The organism is Streptomyces sp. NPDC090077 (assembly GCF_044747545.1).
Lineage (GTDB): Bacteria > Actinomycetota > Actinomycetes > Streptomycetales > Streptomycetaceae > Streptomyces.
In genome coordinates, this window is the sequence record NZ_JBIVEG010000007.1 from 131,435 (window position 1) to 154,382 (window position 22,948).

Annotated in this window: 14 protein-coding genes; 7 read left to right on the top strand and 7 right to left on the bottom strand. The window is 72.6% G+C overall.

The features are described from left to right. Window positions 1-114: 114 nt before the first annotated feature. Window positions 115-543 carry an ATP-binding protein gene (locus tag ACIPW5_RS14740; protein WP_401244866.1) on the top strand — a complete coding sequence of 143 codons (429 nt, stop codon included), beginning with the start codon at window positions 115-117 and terminating at the stop codon, window positions 541-543. A gap of 182 nt (window positions 544-725) precedes the next feature. Continuing rightward, on the top strand, window positions 726-3,344 hold the full coding sequence (locus ACIPW5_RS14745; RefSeq protein WP_401244868.1) for a SpoIIE family protein phosphatase: 2,619 nt from the start codon (window positions 726-728) through the stop codon (window positions 3,342-3,344). A gap of 12 nt (window positions 3,345-3,356) precedes the next feature. Here the strand turns inward: ACIPW5_RS14745 and ACIPW5_RS14750 are convergent, their stop codons facing one another. The 7 genes from ACIPW5_RS14750 to ACIPW5_RS14780 form a co-directional block, all read right to left on the bottom strand. Further along, on the bottom strand, window positions 3,357-4,073 hold the full coding sequence (locus ACIPW5_RS14750; RefSeq protein ID WP_401244631.1) for a PspA/IM30 family protein: 717 nt from the start codon (window positions 4,071-4,073) through the stop codon (window positions 3,357-3,359). Between the two features lie 45 nt (window positions 4,074-4,118). After that, window positions 4,119-6,230 (bottom strand): TPM domain-containing protein, encoded by a 2,112-nt coding sequence (locus ACIPW5_RS14755; RefSeq protein ID WP_401244633.1) that lies wholly within the window; start codon window positions 6,228-6,230, stop codon window positions 4,119-4,121. 332 nt (window positions 6,231-6,562) lie between these two features. Continuing rightward, window positions 6,563-9,925: a protein kinase gene (locus ACIPW5_RS14760; protein ID WP_401244635.1), complete on the bottom strand. Its 3,363-nt coding sequence runs from the start codon at window positions 9,923-9,925 to the stop codon at window positions 6,563-6,565. A 45-nt stretch (window positions 9,926-9,970) separates the two neighbouring features. Further along, window positions 9,971-10,753 (bottom strand): succinate dehydrogenase/fumarate reductase iron-sulfur subunit, encoded by a 783-nt coding sequence (locus tag ACIPW5_RS14765; RefSeq protein ID WP_401244637.1) that lies wholly within the window; start codon window positions 10,751-10,753, stop codon window positions 9,971-9,973. Further along, window positions 10,750-12,651, bottom strand: a complete 1,902-nt coding sequence (locus ACIPW5_RS14770; RefSeq protein ID WP_401244639.1) for a fumarate reductase/succinate dehydrogenase flavoprotein subunit — start codon at window positions 12,649-12,651, stop codon at window positions 10,750-10,752. Before ACIPW5_RS14770 ends, ACIPW5_RS14765 begins: the two co-directional genes overlap by 4 nt. Before the next feature lies 1 nt (window position 12,652). Beyond that, entirely contained in the window at window positions 12,653-13,477 is an 825-nt protein-coding gene (locus ACIPW5_RS14775; RefSeq protein WP_401244641.1) for a hypothetical protein, read from the bottom strand. A gap of 102 nt (window positions 13,478-13,579) precedes the next feature. After that, window positions 13,580-13,804 (bottom strand): hypothetical protein, encoded by a 225-nt coding sequence (locus tag ACIPW5_RS14780; protein WP_401244642.1) that lies wholly within the window; start codon window positions 13,802-13,804, stop codon window positions 13,580-13,582. 400 nt (window positions 13,805-14,204) lie between these two features. On the opposite strand from ACIPW5_RS14780, the gene ACIPW5_RS14785 reads away from it, so the two are divergent. The 5 genes from ACIPW5_RS14785 to ACIPW5_RS14805 all read left to right on the top strand — a co-directional run bounded on the left by ACIPW5_RS14785 (window position 14,205) and on the right by ACIPW5_RS14805 (window position 22,945). Further along, complete coding sequence (locus ACIPW5_RS14785; protein ID WP_401244644.1) at window positions 14,205-16,649, top strand: ABC transporter family substrate-binding protein; 2,445 nt, start codon at window positions 14,205-14,207, stop codon at window positions 16,647-16,649. A gap of 346 nt (window positions 16,650-16,995) precedes the next feature. Continuing rightward, a complete protein-coding gene (gene typA / locus ACIPW5_RS14790; protein ID WP_401244646.1) occupies window positions 16,996-18,900 on the top strand; it encodes a translational GTPase TypA in 1,905 nt (634 codons plus the stop codon). 427 nt (window positions 18,901-19,327) lie between these two features. After that, the gene (locus ACIPW5_RS14795) at window positions 19,328-20,950 is read left to right on the top strand and encodes an ABC transporter substrate-binding protein (RefSeq protein ID WP_401244648.1); all 1,623 of its coding nucleotides are present in this window, start codon (window positions 19,328-19,330) and stop codon (window positions 20,948-20,950) included. Between the two features lie 95 nt (window positions 20,951-21,045). Continuing rightward, window positions 21,046-21,993, top strand: coding sequence for an ABC transporter permease (locus ACIPW5_RS14800; protein WP_401244650.1), 948 nt, complete (start codon window positions 21,046-21,048; stop codon window positions 21,991-21,993). Then, window positions 21,986-22,945 (top strand): ABC transporter permease, encoded by a 960-nt coding sequence (locus ACIPW5_RS14805; protein WP_401244652.1) that lies wholly within the window; start codon window positions 21,986-21,988, stop codon window positions 22,943-22,945. The genes ACIPW5_RS14800 and ACIPW5_RS14805 overlap by 8 nt, the downstream gene beginning before the upstream one ends. Window positions 22,946-22,948 lie beyond the last annotated feature (3 nt).

The following is a 22,948-nucleotide window of genomic DNA, read 5'->3' on the forward strand; positions in this document are numbered from 1 at the left end:
GCGTGGGGGATCGGGTGGTACGGCGCCCCGAATATCGGGTATGTCGCTATTAGTCCCAATCTCGTCCCCCTTTCGTCCCGACGAACCTGACTGGGGTCGCTGGTGGCCCGGGAAGTGATCGGCGTGATCGACACAGACGGTGAATGCGCCGAGTGGGCCTTCCCAGCCGAGCCCGGTGCCGTCCGCACCGCACGCCACGCCGTGCGCGGCACCCTCCGCTCCTGGGGGCTGGACTCCGTCGGCGACGTGACCGTCCTGCTGGTCAGCGAGCTGGTCACCAACTCCCTGCGCTACGCCTCCGGCCCGATCGGAGTCCGCCTGGTACGGCGCAATCCGGCCGCACCGGACCTGGCTGGCGGCCCGGCCCTGCTCGTGGAAGTCTCCGATCCGCTTCCGGATCCGCCCCGCGAGCGCGTCGCGAACCCGGACGACGAGGGCGGGCGCGGCCTGCACCTCGTCGCCGTCTCCGCGCGCCGCTGGGGGACCCGGCACGGGAAGACGGGGAAAACCGTGTGGTTCGAGTTGGCTCTTCCTGGTGAGTAACAAGGAGAAGGGCGGCAGTGGGTCTCCCGGGCGGCGTCTGGGGAGACCACCGGACATGGCCGGAAAACAACGGGACCCTTTTGTGATCGTGAACGCCGTGCCGTACGGGGCCGTGGTGCTGAATACTTCGGTCATGGCCGGTCCGGTTGCGGTGAGCTGGAGGGGACGGTCGCGTGAGCGAGATACCTGCGCAGACACATCAGGCCCGGGTGCCCGGGGAGCCTTTGCACGACTCCCTGTGGCACAGCAGTCCGCCTGGCTCGATATACGACTACATAAAGGTCGCCTCCTTCTCGATCGGCCCTGACGGGCTCATCGACCAGTGGAGCCTGCGCGCCGAGGAACTGTTCGGCCTCCCCGCGGCACAGGCCGTCGGCCGCGACCCGGTCGAGGCCTTCATGCCGCCCGAGCTGCGCGAGGGAGGGCACCGCAAGGTCGCCGAGATCCTCGACGGCAAGGAATGGACCGGCCTGATCCCCTTCCGGATCCCCGGCGGCCAGGGGGCCCACGGGGTGGCCGAGATCTATGTGATGCCCACCCAGACCGAGAGCGCCGAGCGGGCCGCACTCTGCGTCGTCGTCGACGTACGCGCCCTGCGCCGCATCGAGTCCGACCTCGCCGCATCACAGGCCATATTCGGCCAATCTCCCTTCGGGTTCCTGCTCTTCGGCACCGACCTCACCGTGCAGCGGGCCAACCGGCGCTTCGCGACCGTCTTCGGCGGCACCGTCGCCGAGCACCGCGGCCGGACCGTCCACGACTACCTGCCGCCCCACGAGGCCGACCGGATGGCCGAAGCCCTGCGCCGGGTACTGGAGACCGGCGTCTCCGTCACCGACCTGCGGATCACCGGAGCCACCCCCCGCAGCCGCGACGACCGCCACTGGTCCATCAACCTCTACCGGGTCCACGACGGCACCGGCCGCCCCATCGGCGTCGCCGGCCTCGGCACCGACGTCACCCGCCGCCACCTCGCCGCCCGCGAGGCCGCCGGGGTCCGCCGCAACCTCGCCCTCCTCAACGAGGCCGGGCACCGCATCGGCAACTCCCTCGACCTGGAGACCACCGCCCGCGAACTCCTCGACGTCACCGTCCCCGGCTTCTGCGACCTGGCCGCCGTCGACCTCTACCAGGGCCTGCTGCTCGGCGACGACGACCGGCCCGCCCGGCCCCAGGGCCCCGGCATGCCCTCGCTGCCCGACCAGGGCGCCCGCCGCGCCCCCTCCGCGAAACTGCGCAGGGTGGCCTTCGCCTCCGCCGTCTCCGACGCCCCCCTCTCGGGACCCGGCGCCCTGGTCGCCGTCGGAGAGACCCACCGCTACCCCGCCGCCTCACCCGGAGCGATGGCCCTGCGCACCGCACGCCCCCGGCTGGTCGACGCCGCGGGCCCCGACGACCTCGTCCAGTCCACCCTGATCGTCCCGATGGTCGCCCACGACACCGTCGTCGGCCTCGCCCAGTTCTCCCGCACCAAGGGCAGCGAGCCCTTCGGCGAACGCGACCGGGCCGTCGCCGTGGAACTCGCCGCCCGGGCCGCCGTCTGCATCGACAACGCCCGCCTCTACCGGCGCGAGCACGAACGGGCCCTGATCCTCCAGCGCAGCCTGCTCCCGCCCGGCGACCCCGAGGCCGCCGGCCTCGACATCGCCTGCCGCTACCTGCCCGGCAACGCCGCCACCGAGGTCGGCGGCGACTGGTTCGACGTCATCGAACTGCCCGGCCACCGCACCGCCCTCGTCGTCGGCGACGTCATGGGCCGCGGCCTGCGCGCCGCCGTCGCCATGGGCGAACTCCGCACCGCCGTGCGCACCCTCGCCCTGCTGGACCTCGAACCGGCCGAGGTGCTCACCGCCCTCGACGAGGTCGCCCGCGGCCTCGGTGCCCCCGGCGGCGCCCAGCAGGCCTCCCGCGCCGCCCTGCACTCCCGCGACGCCGACCGCTCCGAGGTCTACCTCGCCACCTGCGTGTACGCCGTCTACGACCCCGTCACCCGGCGCTGCACCATCGCCAACGCCGGCCACATGCCGCCCGTCCTCGTCGAACCCGCCGAGGACGGCGCCGACCCGCGCCCCGGGCTGCTGCTGGAGATCCCGACCGGCATGCCGCTCGGGGTGGGCGGCGAACCCTTCGAGGAGGTCGAGGTGGAACTCCCCGAGGGCGCGCTGCTCGCCCTCTACACCGACGGGCTGGTCGAATCCCGCGACCACCCCCTGGAAGAAGGCCTGCGCGGGCTGCGCGGGGCGGTCGCCGATCCGTCCCGCCCCCTGGAGGAGGTCTGCGACCACGTCCTGAACACCCTCCACACCCGCCACGGCGAGGACGACATCGCCCTCCTCATGGCCCGGGTCCAGGGTCTGCCCGTCGACGCCGTCGGCGACTGGCAGCTGCCCCGGGAGGCCCGCTCGGTGGGCCGGGCCCGGGAACTGGCCCGCGCCAAACTGCCCGGCTGGGGCCTGGAAGGCCTCCTCGACACCACGGAACTGCTGGTCAGTGAACTCGTCACCAACGCCCTGCGGTACGGGGAGGGCGAGATCCGGCTGCGGCTGCTGCTGGACCGGACCCTGGTCTGCGAGGTCTGGGACGGCAACCTCGCCCAGCCCAGGCGCCGCCGCGCCCGGGACACCGACGAGGGCGGCCGGGGCCTCCAGCTCGTCGGCCTGCTCTCGGCCGGCTGGGGCACCCGCCGCACCCACCGCGGCAAGACCGTCTGGTTCGAACTCCCGCTCCCGATGCCGGGCGGCGCACCGGGAGAGGCGGTCACCGAGCTGTCGGCGGAGCAGCTGCTGAGCATGTACGGCTGAGGAGGGACCCGTTCAGGCCGCCCGGGACTTCAGGGCGGCCAGGCGGGCCTCGACCTCCGAGGACCGGTCGAGGTCGTCCAGCGCCTCGAACTGGGCGTCCAGGGAGGAGGCCGCCAGCTCCGACTTGCCCAGGGCCATCGCCTCCTCCCGCCGCACCTTCTCCTCGAAGCGGTTCAGATCGCTCGTCGGGTCCAGCACGTCGATGTTCTTGACCGCGTCCAGCATCGTGTTCTGCGCCCGTGCCGTCTTCGCCCGCGACACCAGCTCGTCCCGCTTGGCCTGCAGCGCCGTCAGCTTGTCCTTCATCGCGGACAGGCCCGCCTTGAGCTTGTCCACGACCTCCGTCTGAGCGGCGATCACCGGCTCCGACGTCGCCGCCTCCTTCTCCGACTGCAGCTGCCGGCCCAGGGCCACCTTCGCCAGGTTGTCGAAGCGGTCCGCCTCCGCCGCCGCCCCCGACGCGCGCAGGTCGTCCGCCTTCCGGCTGGCCGCCAGGGCCTTGCCGCCCCACTCTGCGGCCGCGTCCACGTCCTCCTTGTGGTCGGCCTCCAGCATCCGCAGGTTGCCGATGGTCGTCGCCACCGCCTGCTCGGCCTCCGAGATGTTGTTCGCGTAGTCGCGGATCAGCTGGTCGAGCATCTTCTGCGGATCCTCCGCCTGGTCCAGCAGCGCGTTGATGTTGGCCTTCGCGAGCTGGGTGACACGGCCGAGGATGGTCTGCTTGCTCATCGGGGTCCTTCCTGAGGGGTTCCGGTCCGTCTGGTGCCTCGTCGTTCAGAAGCGGCCGCCGCCGCCCATGCGGCCGCCGCCGCCCATGCGGCCGCGGGTGCCGCCGCCGCCGTACGAGCCCGGTCCGCCGCCGAACCCGCCCCCGCCCCCGCCTCCGCCGAAGGCGCCCCCGCCGCCGAACCCGCCCCGGCCGCCGCCGCCCCGGAGGATCTCGCCGAGGATGATCCCGCCGAGCACGGCACCGCCCCGGCCGCCGCCCCCGCGCTGCCCCGCGTACGGGTTCCGGTACGCCCGTACGTCCTCCTCCGCCAGCTGCTGCGCCTGCCGGGCCAGCGAGTCCGCCTGCTGGGCCTCCGCCAGCGCGCCCGCCGGATCCGGGCCGGCCAGCGACGCCGACCGCTCCAGGTGCCGCTGCGCCTCCGCCAGCCGGGTCCGGGCCTGGCTGCCGACCGCGCCCCGGCTGGTGGTCACGTAGTCCGCCGCCGCGCCGATCGCACTGCGGGCCGACAGCTGCGCCTGGTCCAGCAGCGACGCCGCCCGCCGCCGCCCCGACTCCTGCTCCCGCGCCCCCGCCAGCGCCTCGTCCAGGGCCGCGTCCGCCTCCTCGACCCGGCGCAGCGCGTCGATCGGGTCGTACCGGCCGGCCTCCTGCTCCCGCCGGACGTCGGCCACCACGGACTCCGCCCGGCCGATCCGGCCCCGCAGGTCGCCCGTGGCGGAGCCCGCCTGGGTACCGGTGAGCAGGCCGCGGGCGTCGGCGAGGTCCGTCTCCGTCTCGGTCAGCGCCCCCGGCAGCTTCCCGGCCGCCTCCGCCAGCTCCTGCGCCCGCCGCTCGACCGCGTCCACCAGGGTCGCGGCCTGGTCCACCGCGCCCTCGGCGGCCCGTACGTGCACGGCGGCCCGGCCGTTGTCCCCGCCGCCGAGGGCGGCCCGCGCCTCGCCGAGACTGGTCGTCGCGAACAGCAGCCGGTCCTCGGCCTGTTCCGGATTGGACGCCACCGGCGCGGCCGCGGAATCCGCGTAGCGGCCCGTCAGCGCGGTCAGGGTCGCCGCGGCGGTCGTCGTACGGCCGGCCAGCGCACGGAACCGCGCCTCCACCGCGGCCAGGGCCTGCGGGGCGTTCTTCTCCAGGTCCCGCAGCCGGTCGAAGGCCGCCGACTCGGCGTCGAGCCTGCGGTTCGCCTCCGCGCAGCGGGCCACGATCTCCTCCAGCATCCGCCGCCGGGTCGCCTCGTCCTCCGGGTAGGCGTCGTCCAGCTGCTGGCGCAGCCGGAAGGCGTGCGTCAGCTCGTCCTTGGCGTACGCCACCGCCGCGGTGAACGTGCCGACCGCCTCGTCGCCGAACTGCGCGGTGGCGAAGCCGAGCTCCTCCGTGCTGGTGCGGACGGCGTCGTCGGTCTCCACCAGCAGGGCCTTCGCCCTGGCGTCGAGCTCGGGCAACGGAGCGGGCCCGGCCCGCGCCCCGCCCCAGCCGGCGTGGGCCGTGGTGGTGCCCCGGTCCGTCCCGCCGCGCTTCCTGCGGCGCCGGTACGCGTACACCCCGAGCGCCCCGGCCGCCCCGACGGCGACCACCGGCAGCACGAAGTCCCCGGCCCCGCCCTCCCCCTCCGCCGCGCCACCGGGGTCGGCGGGGCCGGGGGTGACGGCGGGCACGGGCACGGGCTTCCCGCCGAGCACGGCGTCGTAGCCGTTCGCCGCGCCGATGGCCGCACCCGCCCAGTCGTTCTCGCGCAGGGCGGGCTCGATGGCGGTCCGGGCCACGTCCGCGAGCTGCGCCTCGGTGAAACCGGAGTCGACATCGGCCGAATAGGCGTACTGGCGGTCCCCGGTCGCCACCGCGAGCAGCACGTCGTCCCGGCCGAGGCCGTTCTTCTGCGCAGTCGCGTCCGCCCAGCTCTGCGCGCCGCGGCCGGAGAAGTCGCGTACGTACGCCACGAACAGCTGGACCTTCCGGGCGGCGTAGAGCCGGTCGAGGGCGGCGGCCACGGCGGGCCCCCGGTCACCGAGGGCGCCGACGCGGTCGGTGACCTGCCCCTGGCGCGAGAGCGCGACGGGGTCTTCGGCGTGGGCCGACTGCGTCGGCAGCGCGAGCAGTGCGAGCAGCGCGGCGGCGACGATCAGGCCCCGGAGGGCAGCGGTGCCTCTCAGCGGATACACATGGGGAGGCTATGTCCCGCTCTGTCCCCCCGCACCCGGAGCTCGCCGGGCGGCCGGCGGGCCGGGTCGAGGTCCCCTACCCGCCCTTCGCCCGTTCCCTGGGGGCTCCGCCCCCAGACCCCCGCGCCTCAAACGCCGGCGAGGCTGAAATCAGCCCCGCCGGCGTTTGAGGCGCGGGTCCGGGCAGCGCCCGGGGAACGGTGGAAGGGCGGGTAGGGGACCTCCGCCCCGCGCAGCGGCGCAGCCACCCGCAGGCGACGTACCGGCCCCCGCCACCCGGACCGGCGCGAAGCCGGGGAGGCGCCCCGGCGCTGAGCGGTGCGAGGACCGCGTCAGAAGGGGGCCAGGGGCAGGCCCCCGAGGCTCGGCCGGGCATGGAGCAGCGTGCCGGCCGCGACCACCGGCTCGGGGGCGTCCGCCGGATGCTCCCAGTGCCCGCGCGGCTTGCCCGTACCGGTGTCCAGGCCCGTCACGAACGGCAGGGCCACCCGCCCCAGCAGCCCGCGCCGCCCGCCGTGCGCGGACTTCACGTACAGCACCCCCCGCCGCACCCCCAGCAGCTCCAGCACGCACGCCGTGCCCTCCCGCCGCGTCACCGGCCGCTGCCACCGCACCGCCCCGCTCTCCGCGTCGAGGGCGAACACCACGTCCCAGCCCTGCTCCGCCCGGTACGCGGCCGCGTACACCACCCCGTCCTCGACGAGCAGCCCCGCCGCCGGCACCCCCGGCTCGAAGCGCCACAGCTCGTAGCCCTTGCGCCGGTCCAGGGCGCGCAGGACACCGCGGTCCAGGACGTGCACCGGTCCGCCCGGCAGGTGGTCGGGCGCCGGGCGCGCGCCGGCGTCGTAGCCGCGCGGCCAGGACCACAACGGGGTCCCGCTCGGCAGGTGGAGCGCCCGCAGCTGCCGGCCGTCCCCGAGGACGAGGCACTCGCCCGCGACGGTCAACGCCGCCCCGGCCGGCAGCGGATGCCGCCACACCGGGTCCCCGGCCGCCTTGTCCAGGGCGGTCAGCTCGCCCTCCGCCGCGTGCAGCACCAGCCCCGCCACCGGGGTGGGCGAGGCCGGCTCCGACAGCTCCCGCCACCACCGCACCCGCCCGTCCGCCGGGTCCCGGACCACCAGCCGCCCGCGCGACCCGCCGCCCGACCCCACGACCACGCACACGGTGTCCGCGTCGGCGGCGCACCACACCCGCTCCGGTTCCGGCAGGGGCCGGGCCCGTACCCCCTCGTCGGCGTAGGCCGTCCAGCGGCCGGCCCCCGTCGCGGCGTCCGCGGCGCCGACCTCGGCCCCCGCCGTCCACACCACCCGCTCCCCGGCGGCGTACAGCGCGTCCGGCCGGTCCCCGGCGCGCCACTCCGCCGGGGGCCGGGGCCCGGCCGCGCCGGGGCGCGGGGCGGCCCCGCGCGGGGGCGGCGTGCCGGGGTCGGCCGCGGCGGCCGCCAGCCAGGGCGCACCCGTCGTGCAGTCCCGGGCGATCCAGGCCAGCTCCCGCCCCCGCTCGGCGGGTTCGGCCAGCCGCCGGGCCGCGGCGGCCCGCTCCTGCGCGACGGCCGGGTCCAGTACGGAGGGGCGGCCCTGCGCGCTCAGGTCCCGGGCGGCCTCCAGGGCCGCCCGGGCCGCGTCCAGTTCCTCGTCCCGGGTGTCGGTCAGCGACTGCTCCGCCAGGGCCAGGGCCTCGGCCGCCCCGGCCCGGTCCCCGACGGCGGAGCGCTCACCGGCCACCCGGCACAGCGCCCGCACCCGGGCCCCGCCGCCCGGTATCCGCGCGGCCAGCCGCAGCGCGGCGGGCAGGTCCTGCCGGGCGACGGCGGTGACGGCCCTGGACTCGGTGGCGGCCCGCACCGTCGGGCTCTGGATCAGGGACAGGTAGCCCTCCGCCCCGGACAGGTCGGCCGGGGCGGAGGCCAGGGCGGCCCGCGCCAGGACGGCCTCCTCCGCCGAGCTGCCGGCGAAGTACCGCCGGGCCAGTCGGACCCCGCGTTCGGGGGCGACCCCCGCGAGCTCCTCCGCGACCTTGCGCAGCCGGGCCAGCCGCTTCGGCCCCGACACCGCGAACAGGGCCTGCTGCGCGTCGGTCAGCACCCGCTCGGTCCGGGCGGGGGCGTCCCGCGAGATCCGCCGGGCCAGCCCGGTCAGCAGCGCGGCCACCCGGGCGCCGTCGCCGTCGCCGTCGGTCCAGGCCCACCGCTCGGCGTCCGCCAGCAGCCGGCCGGCGAGGCCCGCGTCGAAGCGCGCCGCGGCCTCCGCCGCGAGGGCGAGCCCCTCGGTGCGGGCCTCGCCGGCGCCGGGCGGCAGGGAGACCAGCGTCTCCTCGGCCTCCAGCAGCAGCTCCCGTACGAACTCCCGCACCGACACGGGCAACAGCCCCGGCGCGGGCTCGGACCCCGGCTCGGACCCGGGCTCGGGCTCCGGCTCGGACCCGGGCTCGGGCTCCGGCTCGGACCCGGACCCGGGCTCCGGCTCGGACCCGGGCTCCGGCTCGGACCCGGGCTCCGGCTCGGACCCGGGCTCCGGCTCGGACCCGGGCTTGGACCCGGGCTCGGGCTCCGTCCCGGGCTCGGGCTTGGACCCCGGCTCGGGCTCCATCCCTGGCCTCGGCTCCGGGCCTGGCCCCGGCACGGCCCCCAGCCCCGACCCCCGCCCCAGCCCCGACCCTGCCCCCGGCCCCGCCTCGGACTCGAGCCCCGGCCCAGGCTTCAACCCGGGCCAAGGCCCGAGCCCCGGCCCAGGCCGCGACCCCGTCCCCGCCTCCGACCCCGCCCCCGGCGCAGGCGCAGGCGCAGCCTCCGGCTCCCGCGCCGCGTCCTCCACGACGCGCTCCGGACCCCGTCCACCGCCGGACCCCCCGGCCCCGCCGGCCACACCCCGCAGCGCCCCCGCCAGCCACTGCGCCGAGTCCGGCCGGTCCCGGGGGTCCTTCGCCAGCAGGGCCGGCACCAGCCGGCCCAGCTCCGCCGGCATCCCCGGCACCCGCAGCGGCGGCGGCGGGTCCTCCACGTGGCGGCGCATCAGGACGTACATCGGCTCCGCCGACCCGAACGGCGGCTCCCCGCTCAGCAGGGCGTACAGCACGCACCCCAGCGCGTACAGGTCGCAGCGGGCGTCCACGTGCTCGCCGCGCCACTGCTCGGGCGCCATGTACGGCGGGGTGCCGAACATCCGCCCGGTCACCGTCCATCCGGCCGTCGCGTCGGCGGAGTGGGCGATGCCGAAGTCGCAGATCTTCAGGCGGCCGCCGGGCAGCAGGAAGAGGTTCTGGGGCTTCAGGTCCCGGTGCACCACGGCCTGTTCGTGTGCGGCGGCCAGCGCCTCCGCCGTCTGCGCCGCCAGTTCGACGGCCTCGGCCACCGGGAGCCCGCCCGGGGAGCGGGCCAGCCGCGCCCCCAGGTCCTCCCCGGAGAGCAGCTCCATCACGATGAACAGCCGCCCCTCGTGCTGCCCCACGTCGTGCACGACGGTGATGCCCGGGTGCTGGAGGCGCGCCCCGATGGTGGCCTCCCGCCGGAACCGGGCGATCAGTTCCTCGTTGGTCGCCGCGTCCAGCAGCACCTTGACCGCCACGGCCCGGTGCAGGGCCTGGTCGTGGCCGCGCCACACCTCGCCCATGCCGCCGGCGCCGAGCCGCCGGTCCAGCCGGTACCGGTCCGCCAGTACTTCCCCCACCCGCACCGCGAAGCCCCCTGAGATCACGTCGTACGACGGTCATCCAGGGGGCATTCTCCACCGCGAAGTGAACTAACGGGGGTCGGTGGCTGAACGCCGCCGGATCTTGTTCCCGAGCCACACCAGCGGGTCGTACTTGCGGTCGACCGCCCGCTCCTTCAGCGGGATCAGCGCGTTGTCGGTGATCCTGATGCCCTCGGGGCAGACCTCCGTGCAGCACTTGGTGATGTTGCAGTAGCCCAGCCCGTGTTCCTCCTGGGCGCTCCGCTTGCGGTCCAGGCCGGACTCCGCGGCCGCGTCCAGCGGATGCATGTCCAGCTCGGCCACCCGCATCAGGAAGCGGGGCCCGGCGAACGCCGGCTTGTTCTCCTCGTGGTCGCGCACCACGTGGCAGGTGTCCTGGCACAGGAAGCACTCGATGCACTTGCGGAACTCCTGCGAGCGCTCCACGTCCACCTGCTGCATCCGGTACTCGCCCGCCGCGACCCCGGGCGGGGGCACGAACGCCGGGACCTCGCGGGCCTTGGCGTAGTTGAAGGACACGTCCGTGACCAGGTCGCGGATGACCGGGAAGGCGCGCAGCGGGGTGATCGTGACGGTCTCGTCCCGGTCGAAGACGGACATCCGCGTCATGCACATCAGCCGCGGCCGGCCGTTGATCTCCGCGCTGCACGAACCGCACTTGCCCGCCTTGCAGTTCCAGCGGACCGCCAGGTCGGACGCCTGGGTGGCCTGGAGCCGGTGCACGATGTCCAGGACCACCTCGCCGTCGTGCACCTCGACGGTGAAGTCCCGCAGGTCCCCGCCCTCCGCGTCGCCCCGCCAGACCCGGAACCGCGCGTCGTATGTGGTCACCCGTACAGCTCCTCTTCGGCGAGGTACTTGGCCAGTTCTTCCTTCTCGAAGAGCGCGAGCAGGTCGGGGCGGATCGGCTCGGTACGGACCCGCTCCAGCGCGATCCGCGCCGCCGCGGGGTCGGCGGGAGCCGGATCGACCGGGCGGCACAGCAGGTTCACCGGCCGCCACTCCCGTTCCATCGCCGGACGGTCCTCCCGGGTGTGCCCGCCCCGGCTCTCGGTGCGCTCCAGCGCGGCGCGGGCCACGCACTCGCTGACCAGCAGCATGTTGCGCAGGTCCAGCGCCAGGTGCCAGCCCGGGTTGAACTGCCGGTGCCCCTCGACGCCGGCCCGGGCCGCCCGTACGCGCAGGGCCGCCAGCCGCTCCAGGGCCTCGGCCATCTCGCCCTCCCGGCGGATGATGCCGACCAGGTCGTTCATCGCCGTCTGGAGCTCCTGGTGGAGGGTGTACGGGTTCTCCGCGCCCTCGTCGGCGTGGAACGGCGCCAGCGCCTCGGCGGCGGCCGCGTCGACCTCCGCCTGGGAGACGGCGGGCCGCTGCCCGGGGACGGCCGCGTGCTCCGCCGCGTGCAGCCCGGCCCGCCGGCCGAAGACCAGCAGGTCGGAGAGGGAGTTGCCGCCGAGCCGGTTCGATCCGTGCATGCCGCCCGCGACCTCGCCGGCGGCGAACAGGCCCGGTACGCCGACGGTGGCGGCGGTGTCGGAGTCGACCGCGATCCCGCCCATCACGTAGTGGCAGGTCGGGCCGACCTCCATGGGCTCGGCGGTGATGTCCACGTCCGCCAGCTCCTTGAACTGGTGGTACATGGACGGCAGCCGGCGCCTGATCCGCTCGGCGGGCATCCGCGTCGACACGTCCAGGAACACCCCGCCGTGCGGGGAGCCGCGGCCGGCCTTCACCTCCGCGTTGATGGCGCGGGCCACCTCGTCGCGGGGGAGCAGTTCGGGCGGGCGCCGGTTGTGGTCCGGGTCCTCGTACCAGCGGTCGCCCTCCTCCTCCGACTCGGCGTACTTCTCCTTGAAGACGTCCGGGACGTAGTCGAACATGAACCGCCGGCCCTCGGAGTTGCGCAGCACCCCTCCGTCGCCGCGCACCGATTCGGTGACGAGGATGCCCTTCACCGAGGGCGGCCAGACCATGCCCGTCGGATGGAACTGCACGAACTCCATGTTCAGCAGCGGCGCCCCGGCGAGCAGGGCCAGGGCGTGGCCGTCGCCGGTGTACTCCCAGGAGTTGGAGGTGGTCTTGAAGGACTTGCCGATCCCGCCGGTGGCCAGCACCACGGCGGGGGCCTCCAGGACGAAGAAGCGCCCGGTCTCGCGCTCGTAGCAGAAGGCCCCCGACACCCGTCCGCCGTCCTTCAGGATCCGGGTGACCGTGCACTCCTGGAAGACCTTGAGCCGGGCCTCGTGGTCCCCGTACTCCTCGAAGTCCTCCTGCTGGAGCTGGACGGTCTTCTGCTGGAGGGTGCGGATCAGCTCCAGGCCGGTGCGGTCGCCGACGTGCGCGAGGCGCGGGTACTCGTGGCCGCCGAAGTTGCGCTGGGAGATCCGCCCGTCGGGCGTGCGGTCGAAGAGGGCGCCCCAGGTCTCCAGCTCCCAGACCCGGTCCGGGGCCTCCTTGGCGTGCAGTTCGGCCATCCGCCACTGGTTGAGGAACTTGCCGCCGCGCATGGTGTCGCGGAAGTGCACCTGCCAGTTGTCGCCCTCGTTGACGTTGCCCATGGAGGCGGCGATCCCGCCCTCCGCCATCACCGTGTGGGCCTTGCCGAACAGGGACTTGCAGATCACCGCGGTACGGGCGCCCCGCTCCCGGGCCTCGATCGCGGCCCGCAGCCCGGCACCGCCCGCGCCGACCACGACCACGTCCCACTGCTGCCGTTCCACTTGAGCCATCTCAGAAGATCCTCGGGTCGGTGATGGTGCCGGTGGCCAGCAGGTACACGTAGAAGTCGCACAGGGCCACGCTGATCAGGGAGGCCCACGCGAGCTGCATGTGGCGGGCGTTGAGCCGGCTGACCCAGCCCCACAGGCGGTAGCGCACCGGATGCCGGGAGAAGTGCTTGAGGCGGCCGCCCATGATGTGCCGGCAGGAGTGGCAGGACAGGGTGTAGGCCCAGATCAGCGCGATGTTGGCGAGGAAGAGGAGCGTGCCCAGCCCCATGTGGCCCCAGGCGTAGTGCTCGTCGCGGAAGGTCAGCACGGTGTCCCAGGTGAGGATCCCCGCGACCGGCACCGCCGCGTAGAAGAAGTACCGGTGCAGGTTCTGCAGGACCAGCGGGAAGCGGGTCTCGCCCGTGTACGCGGCGTGCGGCTCGGCGACGGCGCAGGCGGGGGGCGAGGCCCAGAAGCCGCGGTAGTAGGCCTTGCGGTAGTAGTAGCAGGTCAGCCGGAAGCCGAGCGGGAAGACCAGGATCAGCAGGGCGGGGGACAGGCCCCACCAGCTGCCGAACAGGTCGAGGTTGGGTCCGCCGCGCATCTCCTGGCAGTTCTCCGCCAGACAGGGGGAGTAGAAGGGGGAGACGTACGGCGCCGCGTAGTAGTCGTCGTTGGCGAAGGCCCGCCAGGTCGAGTACGCGATGAAGGCGAGCAGTCCGGCCGCGGTGCCGGCGGGCGACAGCCACCACCGGTCGGTGCGCAGGTGCCGGGCCGCGATGGCGGCCCGGGAGGGGCCGTGGACCCCGCCGGGCCGCTGCTGGGGTGGTTCCGTGCCTGTGGCCAAAGGGAACTCCGGGTGGAGTGGTCGAGGGGTGGCCCAGGAGGCCCGGCCGCCGGAGCGGCCGGGCCAGATGGGGGTGCTGCGCGGGGACGGCCGCCGGGACGGCTAGGGGGCGCGGCGGTCGCGGGCGCCGAGGCCCTCGTCGTCGGTGTCCGTCCACAGCGCGTTGTCGTACGGGGCGTCCGGGATGCTGACCATCCTGGATTTCTCCGGCGGCCGGGAGCCGGCGGCCGGTGCCTGCCGGGCGACGTCCTTCTCCAGCTGTTCCACCGAGCGGACCAGCTCGTCGAGGCTGCGCCGTACGGCGGTCAGATCGTCTTGCAGGGACATGACTTGCCCTCACTTCCGCAGGGTGCGGTGGCAATGCTCACGGGCGCCTGCGAGTGTCGCGCCTCCCGTCCCCGGTTGTGAAGGGACGTGCAGCGATTCCGGGCGCGCAGGCTCAAACCGTGCGCCCCTCCCTGCCCCCATTTTCATCCCTCGAACGAGGGAACGCGCGCCTGCGCGCGCAGCGCGGCGGCGGCCGGAGGCAGGGGGCGCGCCCGGGGGCGCAACCGGGATTGGTCCGCACGGGTGGGGTTCGCGGCGTGGCGAGGGGCCGCTGCGGAGGACGCGGGCGGTGGTCGATTTCAGTGGGTTTCCACACCGGTGTGATCAGCTCCATATACCGCCGAACGTGATCAAGACCCTCTTTTCACGGCCCTCGCGCCCCGCCCCGGAGGTACCACCCATGACCCAGAGAAGGCGCAGGTCCTTGGCGCTCCTCACCTCGGGAGTCCTCGCACTGCCGCTGCTCGCTGGCTGCGGGGCCGGTGAGGACGAGGGCGGCCCGGCCGCCGCGGGACCGGACATCGCGACGACCGTGCGCGAACAGGTCGCCGACGGCGGCGTGCTCCGCTGGGCGGTGGACTCCCTGCCGGAGACGCTGAACACCTTCCAGGCGGACGCGGACGCCACCACCAACCGGATCGCCGGCGCGGTCCTGCCGCAGCTGTTCACCCTGGACGCCAAGGGGCGGCCGGTGGCCAATCCGGACTTCCTGGAGAAGGCCGAGGTCGTCGAGCGCGAGCCCAAGCAGGTCGTGCTGTACAAGCTGAACCAGCAGGCGGTGTGGAGCGACGGCCGGGAGATCGGCGCCGCCGACTTCGTCGCCCAGTGGCGGGCCCTGAACGGCAAGGACTCGGCGTACTGGACCGCCCGCAACGCCGGCTACGACCGGATCGAGAAGATCGAGCGCGGCAAGACCGACCTGGAGGTCAAGGTCACCTTCGTCAGGCCGTACGCCGACTGGCGCTCCCTGTTCAGCCCGCTCTACCCCAAGCAGGTCATGGGCACCCCCGAGGCCTTCAACGAGGGCGCCCGCGGCGCCCTCAAGGTCACCGCGGGGCCCTTCGGACTCGGGGCCATCGACAAGAAGACCGGCACCGCGGCGCTCACCCGCAACCCCCGCTGGTGGGGCCGGCCCGCGAAGCTGGACACGCTCGTGCTGACGGCGGTGCCCCGGTCGGGCCGCCCGGCGGCGCTGGCCGCGGGGAAGGTGGATCTGGCCGAGATCGACCGCTCGGGCGCCGACCGGATCGCCCTCGCGCACCGCGACGCCGGCCGGGTGGACGGCACGCACGGTCCGGGCGCCTCCGTCACCCCCGCCCAGGCCACCCTCTCCTGGGCGCTGGCGCACGGCGCCGACGAGGCCAGGGCGAAGGAGGAGCAGGAGACCCGGCAGAAGAACGCCGACGCCGTCAAGAAGTACGCCGAGGAGCAGTCGGCGCTGCGCGGGTTCACGGTCCGCAAGTCGCTGGAGCCCGCCTACACGCAGCTGGCGATGAACGGGGCCTCCGGCCCGCTGTCGGACGAGCGGGTGCGGCGGGCGGTGGCCCGCGCCCTGGACCGCAAGACGCTGGCCGAGATCGTGCTCAAGCCGCTGGGCCTGCCGGCGAAGCCGGTCGGCAGCCACCTGGCGCTGGCCGGGCAGCAGGCGTACGCGGACAACAGCGACGCCATCGGCGGCCAGGACACCCAGGCGGCCCAGGCCCTGCTCGCGGACGCGGGCTGGCGCAAGGGCGGCAAGCTGAACGAGCCGGCCGGGGCGAAGGCGGGGGCCGAGAGCGCCGAGGGGGCGCAGGACGACTCCAAGACCCCGGCGGGCGCCAAGCCCGGCCCGGGTGACGGCACCGGCGACGACGGCCTCTACATCGTGGGCGACGACGACGGGCGCAACGGCGACCTGCGCTCGGCCACCGCCGACCTGGGCATCCGCCGGGCCCGCCCGGGCCTGCCCGGCGCCCCGGCCGCGGGGCTGCGCGTCTTGTCCGAGGGACCCGGCCGCGGCCTCGGGGCCGACCCGGCCGACGGCCTCGCCACCTTCGGCCGCACCGACGGGCCCGCGCAGGCCCTGGCCCCGGCCTCGCTCGCCGCGCAGCAGGAGCACGTCCTGCTGGCCCAGGCGGAGGCCCTGGCGAAGGCGGCGCCCGCCCCGGCGGCGGCCGACGACGCCAAGGCGCCGGCAGAAGGCGAGGAGGCCAAGGAGGGCGACGACGCCAAGGAGCCCGCGGCCGCCAGCCCGGCCCCCGTCCCCGCCAAGCAGGCCCGCACCTCCGGCGCGATGCTGGCCAAGGACGGCAAGCCCCTCGCCCTGCGCTTCGTCCTTCCGGCCGGACCCGGCTCGGAGGCCCTGCGCGCGGTCGGCGAGCGGATCTCCCAGATGCTCCAGAAGCTCGGCATCAGCACCGAGATCAAGAAGGTCGCCGACGAGAGCTTCTTCAAGGACCACATCGCCTCGGGCCAGTACGACCTGGCCCTGTACTCGTGGCCCGCGACGGCCTTCCCGGCCACCGACGCGCGCCCCATCTTCGCCAAGCCGGAGCCGGCGGCCGACGGCTCGCTCCTCGTCGAACAGAACTACACCCGGGTCGGCACCGACCACATCGACCAGCTCTTCGACCAGGCGGCCGGCGAGCTGGACGAGGCGCAGGCCCGGGAGCTGATGCGCAAGGCGGACGCCCGGATCTGGGCGGCGGCCGGCTCCATCCCGCTGTACCAGCGCCCCGAGCTGGTCGCCGTGAAGCCGGGGCTGGCCAACGCCGGGGCCTTCGGCCTCGGGGCGCCCCGCTACCAGGACATCGGGTGGAAGAAGCCGCCGGCCGCCAAGGACACCAAGGACGGCAAGAAGAAGTAGCCGCGGACATCGGATGAAAAAACGGGGCCTGTCGGGTTGACCGACGGGTAGCAAGCTCAGAAGTGACTCAAGTCCCTTGCCCGCCGGATCCCCGGCGGGCAAGGTCGTGCCCGCACCCTTTGACCAGCCCGTTGACCCGAACGCACACAGGCCGCGCGCACCGCCGGGACCCCCCACCCGAAACCCGGCGTTCCTCAGTCGTCCGGCCCCTTGACAGACCCCCCGGCAGGCGGTTCCCGCCACTCGACGTACGATGGGGTAAGGCCGTGGCAGGTTTTCCGCCCGGCAGAGGCTCGCGTGCCAGGCCGTACGCGACGCCATCCACGATCCCGGGAGAAGCGCCGAAGTGCCCACGCGCCACGACATCCGTAACGTCGCCATCGTCGCCCACGTCGACCATGGCAAGACGACCATCGTCGATGCCATGCTCAAGCAGGCCGGTGCCTTCGCCGCCCACCAGCAGCTCGACGACCGCATGATGGACTCGAACGACCTGGAGCGTGAGAAGGGCATCACGATCCTCGCCAAGAACACGGCGGTGAAGTACCACCCCAAGGACGGCGGGGCCCCGATCACGATCAACATCATCGACACCCCCGGCCACGCCGACTTCGGTGGCGAGGTCGAGCGCGGTCTGTCGATGGTGGACGCCGTCGTCCTCCTGGTGGACGCCTCCGAGGGTCCGCTGCCGCAGACCCGCTTCGTGCTCCGCAAGGCGCTCCAGCAGCGGAAGCCGGTCATCCTCTGCATCAACAAGACGGACCGCCCGGACTCCCGGATCGACGAGGTCGTCAACGAGACGTACGACCTCTTCCTCGACCTGGACGCCGACGAGGACCAGATCGAGTTCCCGATCGTCTACGCCTGCGGCCGTGACGGCGTCGCCTCGCTGACCAAGCCGGAGGACGGCACCGTCCCCGCGGACAGCGACAACCTGGAGCCGTTCTTCTCGGCCATCCTGGAGCACGTCCCGGCCCCGGTGTACGACGAGGCGGCCCCGCTCCAGGCCCACGTCACCAACCTGGACGCCGACAACTTCCTCGGCCGCATCGCGCTGCTCCGCGTCGAGCAGGGCGAGCTGCGCAAGGGCCAGACCGTGGCCTGGATCAAGCGCGACGGTTCGATCTCCAACGTCCGCATCACCGAGCTGATGATGACCGAGGCGCTCACCCGCAAGCCCGCCGAGGTCGCCGGCCCCGGTGACATCTGCGCCGTCGCCGGTATCCCCGACATCATGATCGGCGAGACCCTGGCCGACCCGGAGAACCCGGTGGCGCTGCCGCTGATCTCGGTCGACGAGCCGGCGATCTCCATGACCATCGGTACGAACACCTCCCCGATGGTCGGCCGCGGCGGCACCGGCAAGGGCGCGGACGCCAAGGCCGCGGTCAAGGACCGCAAGGTCACCGCCCGCCAGGTCAAGGACCGTCTGGACCGCGAGCTGATCGGTAACGTCTCGCTGCGCGTCCTGGACACCGAGCGTCCGGACGCCTGGGAGGTCCAGGGCCGCGGTGAGCTCGCGCTCGCCATCCTGGTCGAGCAGATGCGCCGCGAGGGCTTCGAGCTGACCATCGGCAAGCCGCAGGTCGTCACGCAGGAGATCGACGGCAAGACGCACGAGCCGGTCGAGCGCATGACGATCGACGTGCCCGAGGAGCACATGGGCGCGGTCACGCAGCTCATGGGCGTCCGCAAGGGCCGCATGGACAACATGTCGAACCACGGCTCCGGCTGGGTCCGCATGGAGTTCGTCGTCCCGTCGCGCGGTCTCATCGGCTTCCGCACGGAGTTCCTGACGAACACCCGCGGTACGGGCATCGCCCACTCGATCCACGAGGGCCACGAGCCGTGGTTCGGCCCGCTGGTCACCCGCAACAACGGTTCGCTCGTCGCGGACCGCTCGGGCGCGGTCACCCCGTTCGCCATGATCAACCTGCAGGAGCGCGGCGTCCTGTTCACCGAGCCCGGCACCGAGGTGTACGAGGGCATGATCGTCGGCGAGAACTCGCGCTCCGACGACATGGACGTGAACATCACCAAGGAGAAGAAGCTCACCAACATGCGTGCGGCTTCCGCGGACAACACGGAGAACGTGATCCCGCCGCGCAAGCTCTCCCTGGAGCAGTCCCTGGAGTTCTGCCGCGACGACGAGTGCGTCGAGGTGACCCCGGAGGCCGTCCGCATCCGCAAGGTCGTCCTGGACCAGAAGGAGCGCTCGCGCACCGCGTCGCGCGCCAAGTCCGCCAAGTAGTACGCCAGTCGGACTCTGGCCGAAAGCAGTACGGCTGACAACGGCCCCTCCCCGCACCGGTCCGGTGCGGGGAGGGGCCGTTCGCGTTTGTCAAACGGATTGTTGAGTTCAGGTGTCCGCATACCGGCCGTGACACTCCGGATGATGAGCTAACCGTCCGTTTCGCACGTGTCTGTCTCCTATCCGTTTGTCCGGATTTCGGGTTTTCGCCGCGCGGTGATGTTGTGAAAACGAGACCACTTAAGTGTGGTTTACGGCCTGGCGGTCCCTGAGGATTGGCTCCATTGAGCTCGGGTCAATGGGTCACACGCTGTGGGGAGCGTCGACTCACGAGCACACACGATGGGACCGGATTTCGCTGTCAGGGGTGTCAGCGGGGACCGGGTCCTTCACGAATCGACAGTGACTCCTGAGGAGGCAAATACCCATGCGCGGAGCAACGAGCGCCAAGTGGGTCGCGGGTGCCGTGATCGTGGCCATGGCCGCGACGGCCTGCAGCACCGGTAGCAACGACGCCGGTGGCAAGGGCGGCAACATCACCGTTGTGCTCGGCGAGCCGCAGCACCGCCTGATCGGTCAGGACACCGCGGAGTCCGAGGGCTCCGAGGTCATGAACGCGGTCTTCAGCGGCCTGGTCAAGTACGACAGCAAGACCAACGAGCCGAAGCTCGACGTCGCCGAGTCCATCGAGAGCACGGACTCGAAGACCTGGACGATCAAGGTCAAGGACGGCTTCACCTTCCACAACGGCGAGAAGGTCGACGCGCAGTCGTTCGTCCGCGCCTGGAACTGGGGCGCCAACCAGGAGAACGTGGCCGAGGCCATGCCGTTCTTCGCCAAGATCGAGGGCTCCGAGGAGCTCGCGCCGGGCAAGGACAAGAAGCCCACCTCCAAGGAGCTCAAGGGCCTCAAGGTCGTTGACGAGAAGACCTTCACCGTCACGCTGAAGGAGCCCTTCTCCCAGTTCAAGACGATGCTGGGCTACAACGCCTTCTTCCCGCTCCCGAAGGCCTTCGAGACCATGGACTCGAAGAAGTTCGGCGAGAGCCCGATCGGCAACGGCCCCTTCCAGATGGACGGCGCCTGGGAGCACAACAAGCAGATCAAGGTCAAGCGCTTCGACAAGTACCCGGCCGAGGGCCGTGCGAAGCTCGCGGGCGTCACCTTCAAGATCTACGACAACATGGACACGGCGTACAACGACCTGCGCGCCGACAACATCCAGATCGTCGACAAGCTCCCGATCTCCGCGATGGCCACCGTCTCCCAGGAGTTCGGCGACCGCTACATCTACAAGCCCGAGTCGGCCGTCGGCTACATCGGCCTCCCGCTGGAGACGAACCCCGAGGCGTTCGGCAAGGTGGAGATCCGACAGGCCATCTCCATGGCCATCGACCGGGACACGCTGACGAAGACCATCTTCAACGGCACCCGCAAGCCGGCCGACGACTTCATCAGCCCCATCATCCCGGGCTACCGCAAGGGCGCGCTGGGCGAGGTCGGCCAGTACAACCCGACCAAGGCCAAGGAGCTCTTCGAGAAGGCCGGCGGTGTCCCCGGCAACAAGATCGAGCTTGGCTACAACGCCGACGGCGGCCACAAGGAGTGGATCGAGGCCGTCGCGAACCAGCTGAAGGCGAACCTCGGCATCGAGGTCACCGCCAAGCCGTACGCCAAGTTCGGCGACATGCTGGACGACCTCGGTGCGGCGAAGTACAAGGGTGCCTTCCGCATGGCGTGGTCGATGGACTACCCGGCGGCGGAGAACTACCTGCGTCCGGTCTTCTCGAAGGTCGCGATCGAGCAGGGCTCCAACTACGGCCACTACCGCAACGACGAGTTCGAGAAGGTCATGGCGGACGCCGACAAGGCGACCGACGCCGCCGAGGGCCTGAAGCTGTACCAGAAGGCCGATGACATCATCATCCGCGACCTTCCGTACATCCCGGTGTTCACGTACATGTCCTCCGCGGCCTACTCCAAGTCCGTGAAGAACGTCGAGGTCGACGCCCAGGGCCAGATGGACCTGGCGAACGTCGAGCGCAACTAACACCCCTCGTCACTTAGGGGAGTTCGCGGGGGCGGGTAGACGGAATCAGGTTTCCGTCTGCCCGCCCTTTCCCCCTGTTCTTTGCTGGAGGTCTGATGGGCCGCTACCTCATCCGCCGACTCATACAGGCGATCCCTGTGCTGATCGGTGCCACGTTCCTGATCTACCTGCTCACCTTCGCGATGCCCGGCGCTGACCCGATTCAGCTCCTCGCCGGCGAGAAGAAGGCAGACCCGCTCGTCGCCGCCATGCTGCGCGAGAAGTACCACCTGGACGACCCGTTCCTGCTGCAGTACTGGAACTACATCACCGGTGTCTTCCAGGGTGACCTCGGCGAGACCCTCACCGGGCGCAAGGTCACCGACCTGATCGGCGAAGCGTTCCCGTACACGGTGAACCTCGCCATCTTCTCCTTCGTGATCGAGGCCGTCGTGGGCGTCGCGGCCGGCATCATGGCCGCCCTGCGCCGCGGCAAGTTCCTCGACCAGCTGGTCCTCATCTCCACCCTGATGGTCATCTCGATCCCCGTCTTCGTGACCGGCTTCGTCCTCCAGCTGACGCTCGGCGTCCAGCTGAAGAACAGCTGGGGCATCGAGCTCTTCTCCGTCTCCTTCAACGAGAACGACGGTCTCCAGGCCTACCTCCTCCCGGCCTGGGTGCTCGCCTCGACCTCGCTCGCGTACGTGGCCCGACTCACCCGTACCAGCCTGATGGAGACCATGCGCGCGGACTACGTCCGCACCGCGACCGCCAAGGGCCTGCCCCGCCGCCGCGTCGTCGTCAACCACGCGCTGCGCAACGCGCTGATCCCGATCGTCACCTTCCTCGGCGCCGACCTCGGTGCCCTCATGGGCGGTGCGGTCATCACCGAGCGCATCTTCAACATCCACGGCCTCGGCGGCCTGCTCGCCCAGTCCGTCTACCTCAAGCAGGGTGCCGTCGTCGTGGGTGGTGTGACCCTCCTGGTCCTCATCTACCTCGTCGCCAACCTCCTTGTGGACCTGCTGTACGCCGTGCTCGACCCGAGGATCCGCTATGCGTGACACGAATACGGTGGAGGACTCGATGACCGACACCCAGACGGCTCCGGCCACCTCCGGGGGCAGGCAGGCCGGCAAGGTCCAGAACAAGAAGAAGAAGGACCGCGAGGCCAGCCTCTGGTCCGACGCGATCGACGACCTGCGCCGCAACCCGATCTTCATCATCGGTGCCGTGCTCGTGGTGTTCCTGCTGATCATCGCGGCCGTGCCCCAGCTGTTCACCGACGGCAGCCCGTTCGACGCCGGCGCCTGCAAGCTGGAGGACTCGCTCAAGACCCCGAGCGCGGCCCACTGGTTCGGCTACGACATCCAGGGCTGCGACGTCTACACGCGTACCGTGTGGGCCGCCCGCAACTCCGTGATCGTCGGCGTCGTCACCACCACGCTCGTCCTGCTCGTCGGCGGCGCCCTCGGCCTGATCGCCGGCTGGGTCGGCGGCTTCGTGGACAGCGTCCTGTCCCGCTTCACCGAGATCTTCTTCGCCATCCCGCTGCTGCTCGGCGGCATGCTGATCATGTCCGCCATGCCCGGCAACGCCTGGACCGTCTCCCTGGTCCTCGCGGTCCTCGGCTGGCCGCAGATCTTCCGCATCATGCGGTCCTCGGTGCTGCAGAACAAGAACAACGACTACGTGGTGGCCGCCCGCGCCCTCGGCGCCGGCACCATGCGCATCACGATCCGTCACATCCTGCCGAACGCCGTCGCCCCCGTCATCGTGGTCGGCGCGATCAGCCTGGGTGTGTACATCTCCGCCGAGGCGGCGCTGTCCTACCTCGGTATCGGTGTCCAGCCCCCGGAGATCTCCTGGGGCCTGATGGTCAGCGACGCCTCGGCGCGCTGGCTCCAGGCACCGCACGTGCTGCTGTTCCCGTCGATCGCGCTGAGCATCACCGTGCTCGCGTTCATCATGGTCGGCGACGCGGTGCGCGACGCCCTCGACCCGAAGCTGCGCTGAGGA

Bases quoted from the DNA above. Each gene is read 5' to 3' on its own strand.
- ACIPW5_RS14750 (WP_401244631.1), bottom strand. From the start codon at position 4,073: ATGAGCAAGCAGACCATCCTCGGCCGTGTCACCCAGCTCGCGAAGGCC.
- ACIPW5_RS14770 (WP_401244639.1), bottom strand. From the start codon at position 12,651: ATGGCTCAAGTGGAACGGCAGCAGTGGGACGTGGTCGTGGTCGGCGCG.
- ACIPW5_RS14780 (WP_401244642.1), bottom strand. From the start codon at position 13,804: ATGTCCCTGCAAGACGATCTGACCGCCGTACGGCGCAGCCTCGACGAG.
- ACIPW5_RS14785 (WP_401244644.1), top strand. From the start codon at position 14,205: ATGACCCAGAGAAGGCGCAGGTCCTTGGCGCTCCTCACCTCGGGAGTC.
- ACIPW5_RS14795 (WP_401244648.1), top strand. From the start codon at position 19,328: ATGCGCGGAGCAACGAGCGCCAAGTGGGTCGCGGGTGCCGTGATCGTG.
- ACIPW5_RS14800 (WP_401244650.1), top strand. From the start codon at position 21,046: ATGGGCCGCTACCTCATCCGCCGACTCATACAGGCGATCCCTGTGCTG.
- ACIPW5_RS14805 (WP_401244652.1), top strand. From the start codon at position 21,986: ATGCGTGACACGAATACGGTGGAGGACTCGATGACCGACACCCAGACG.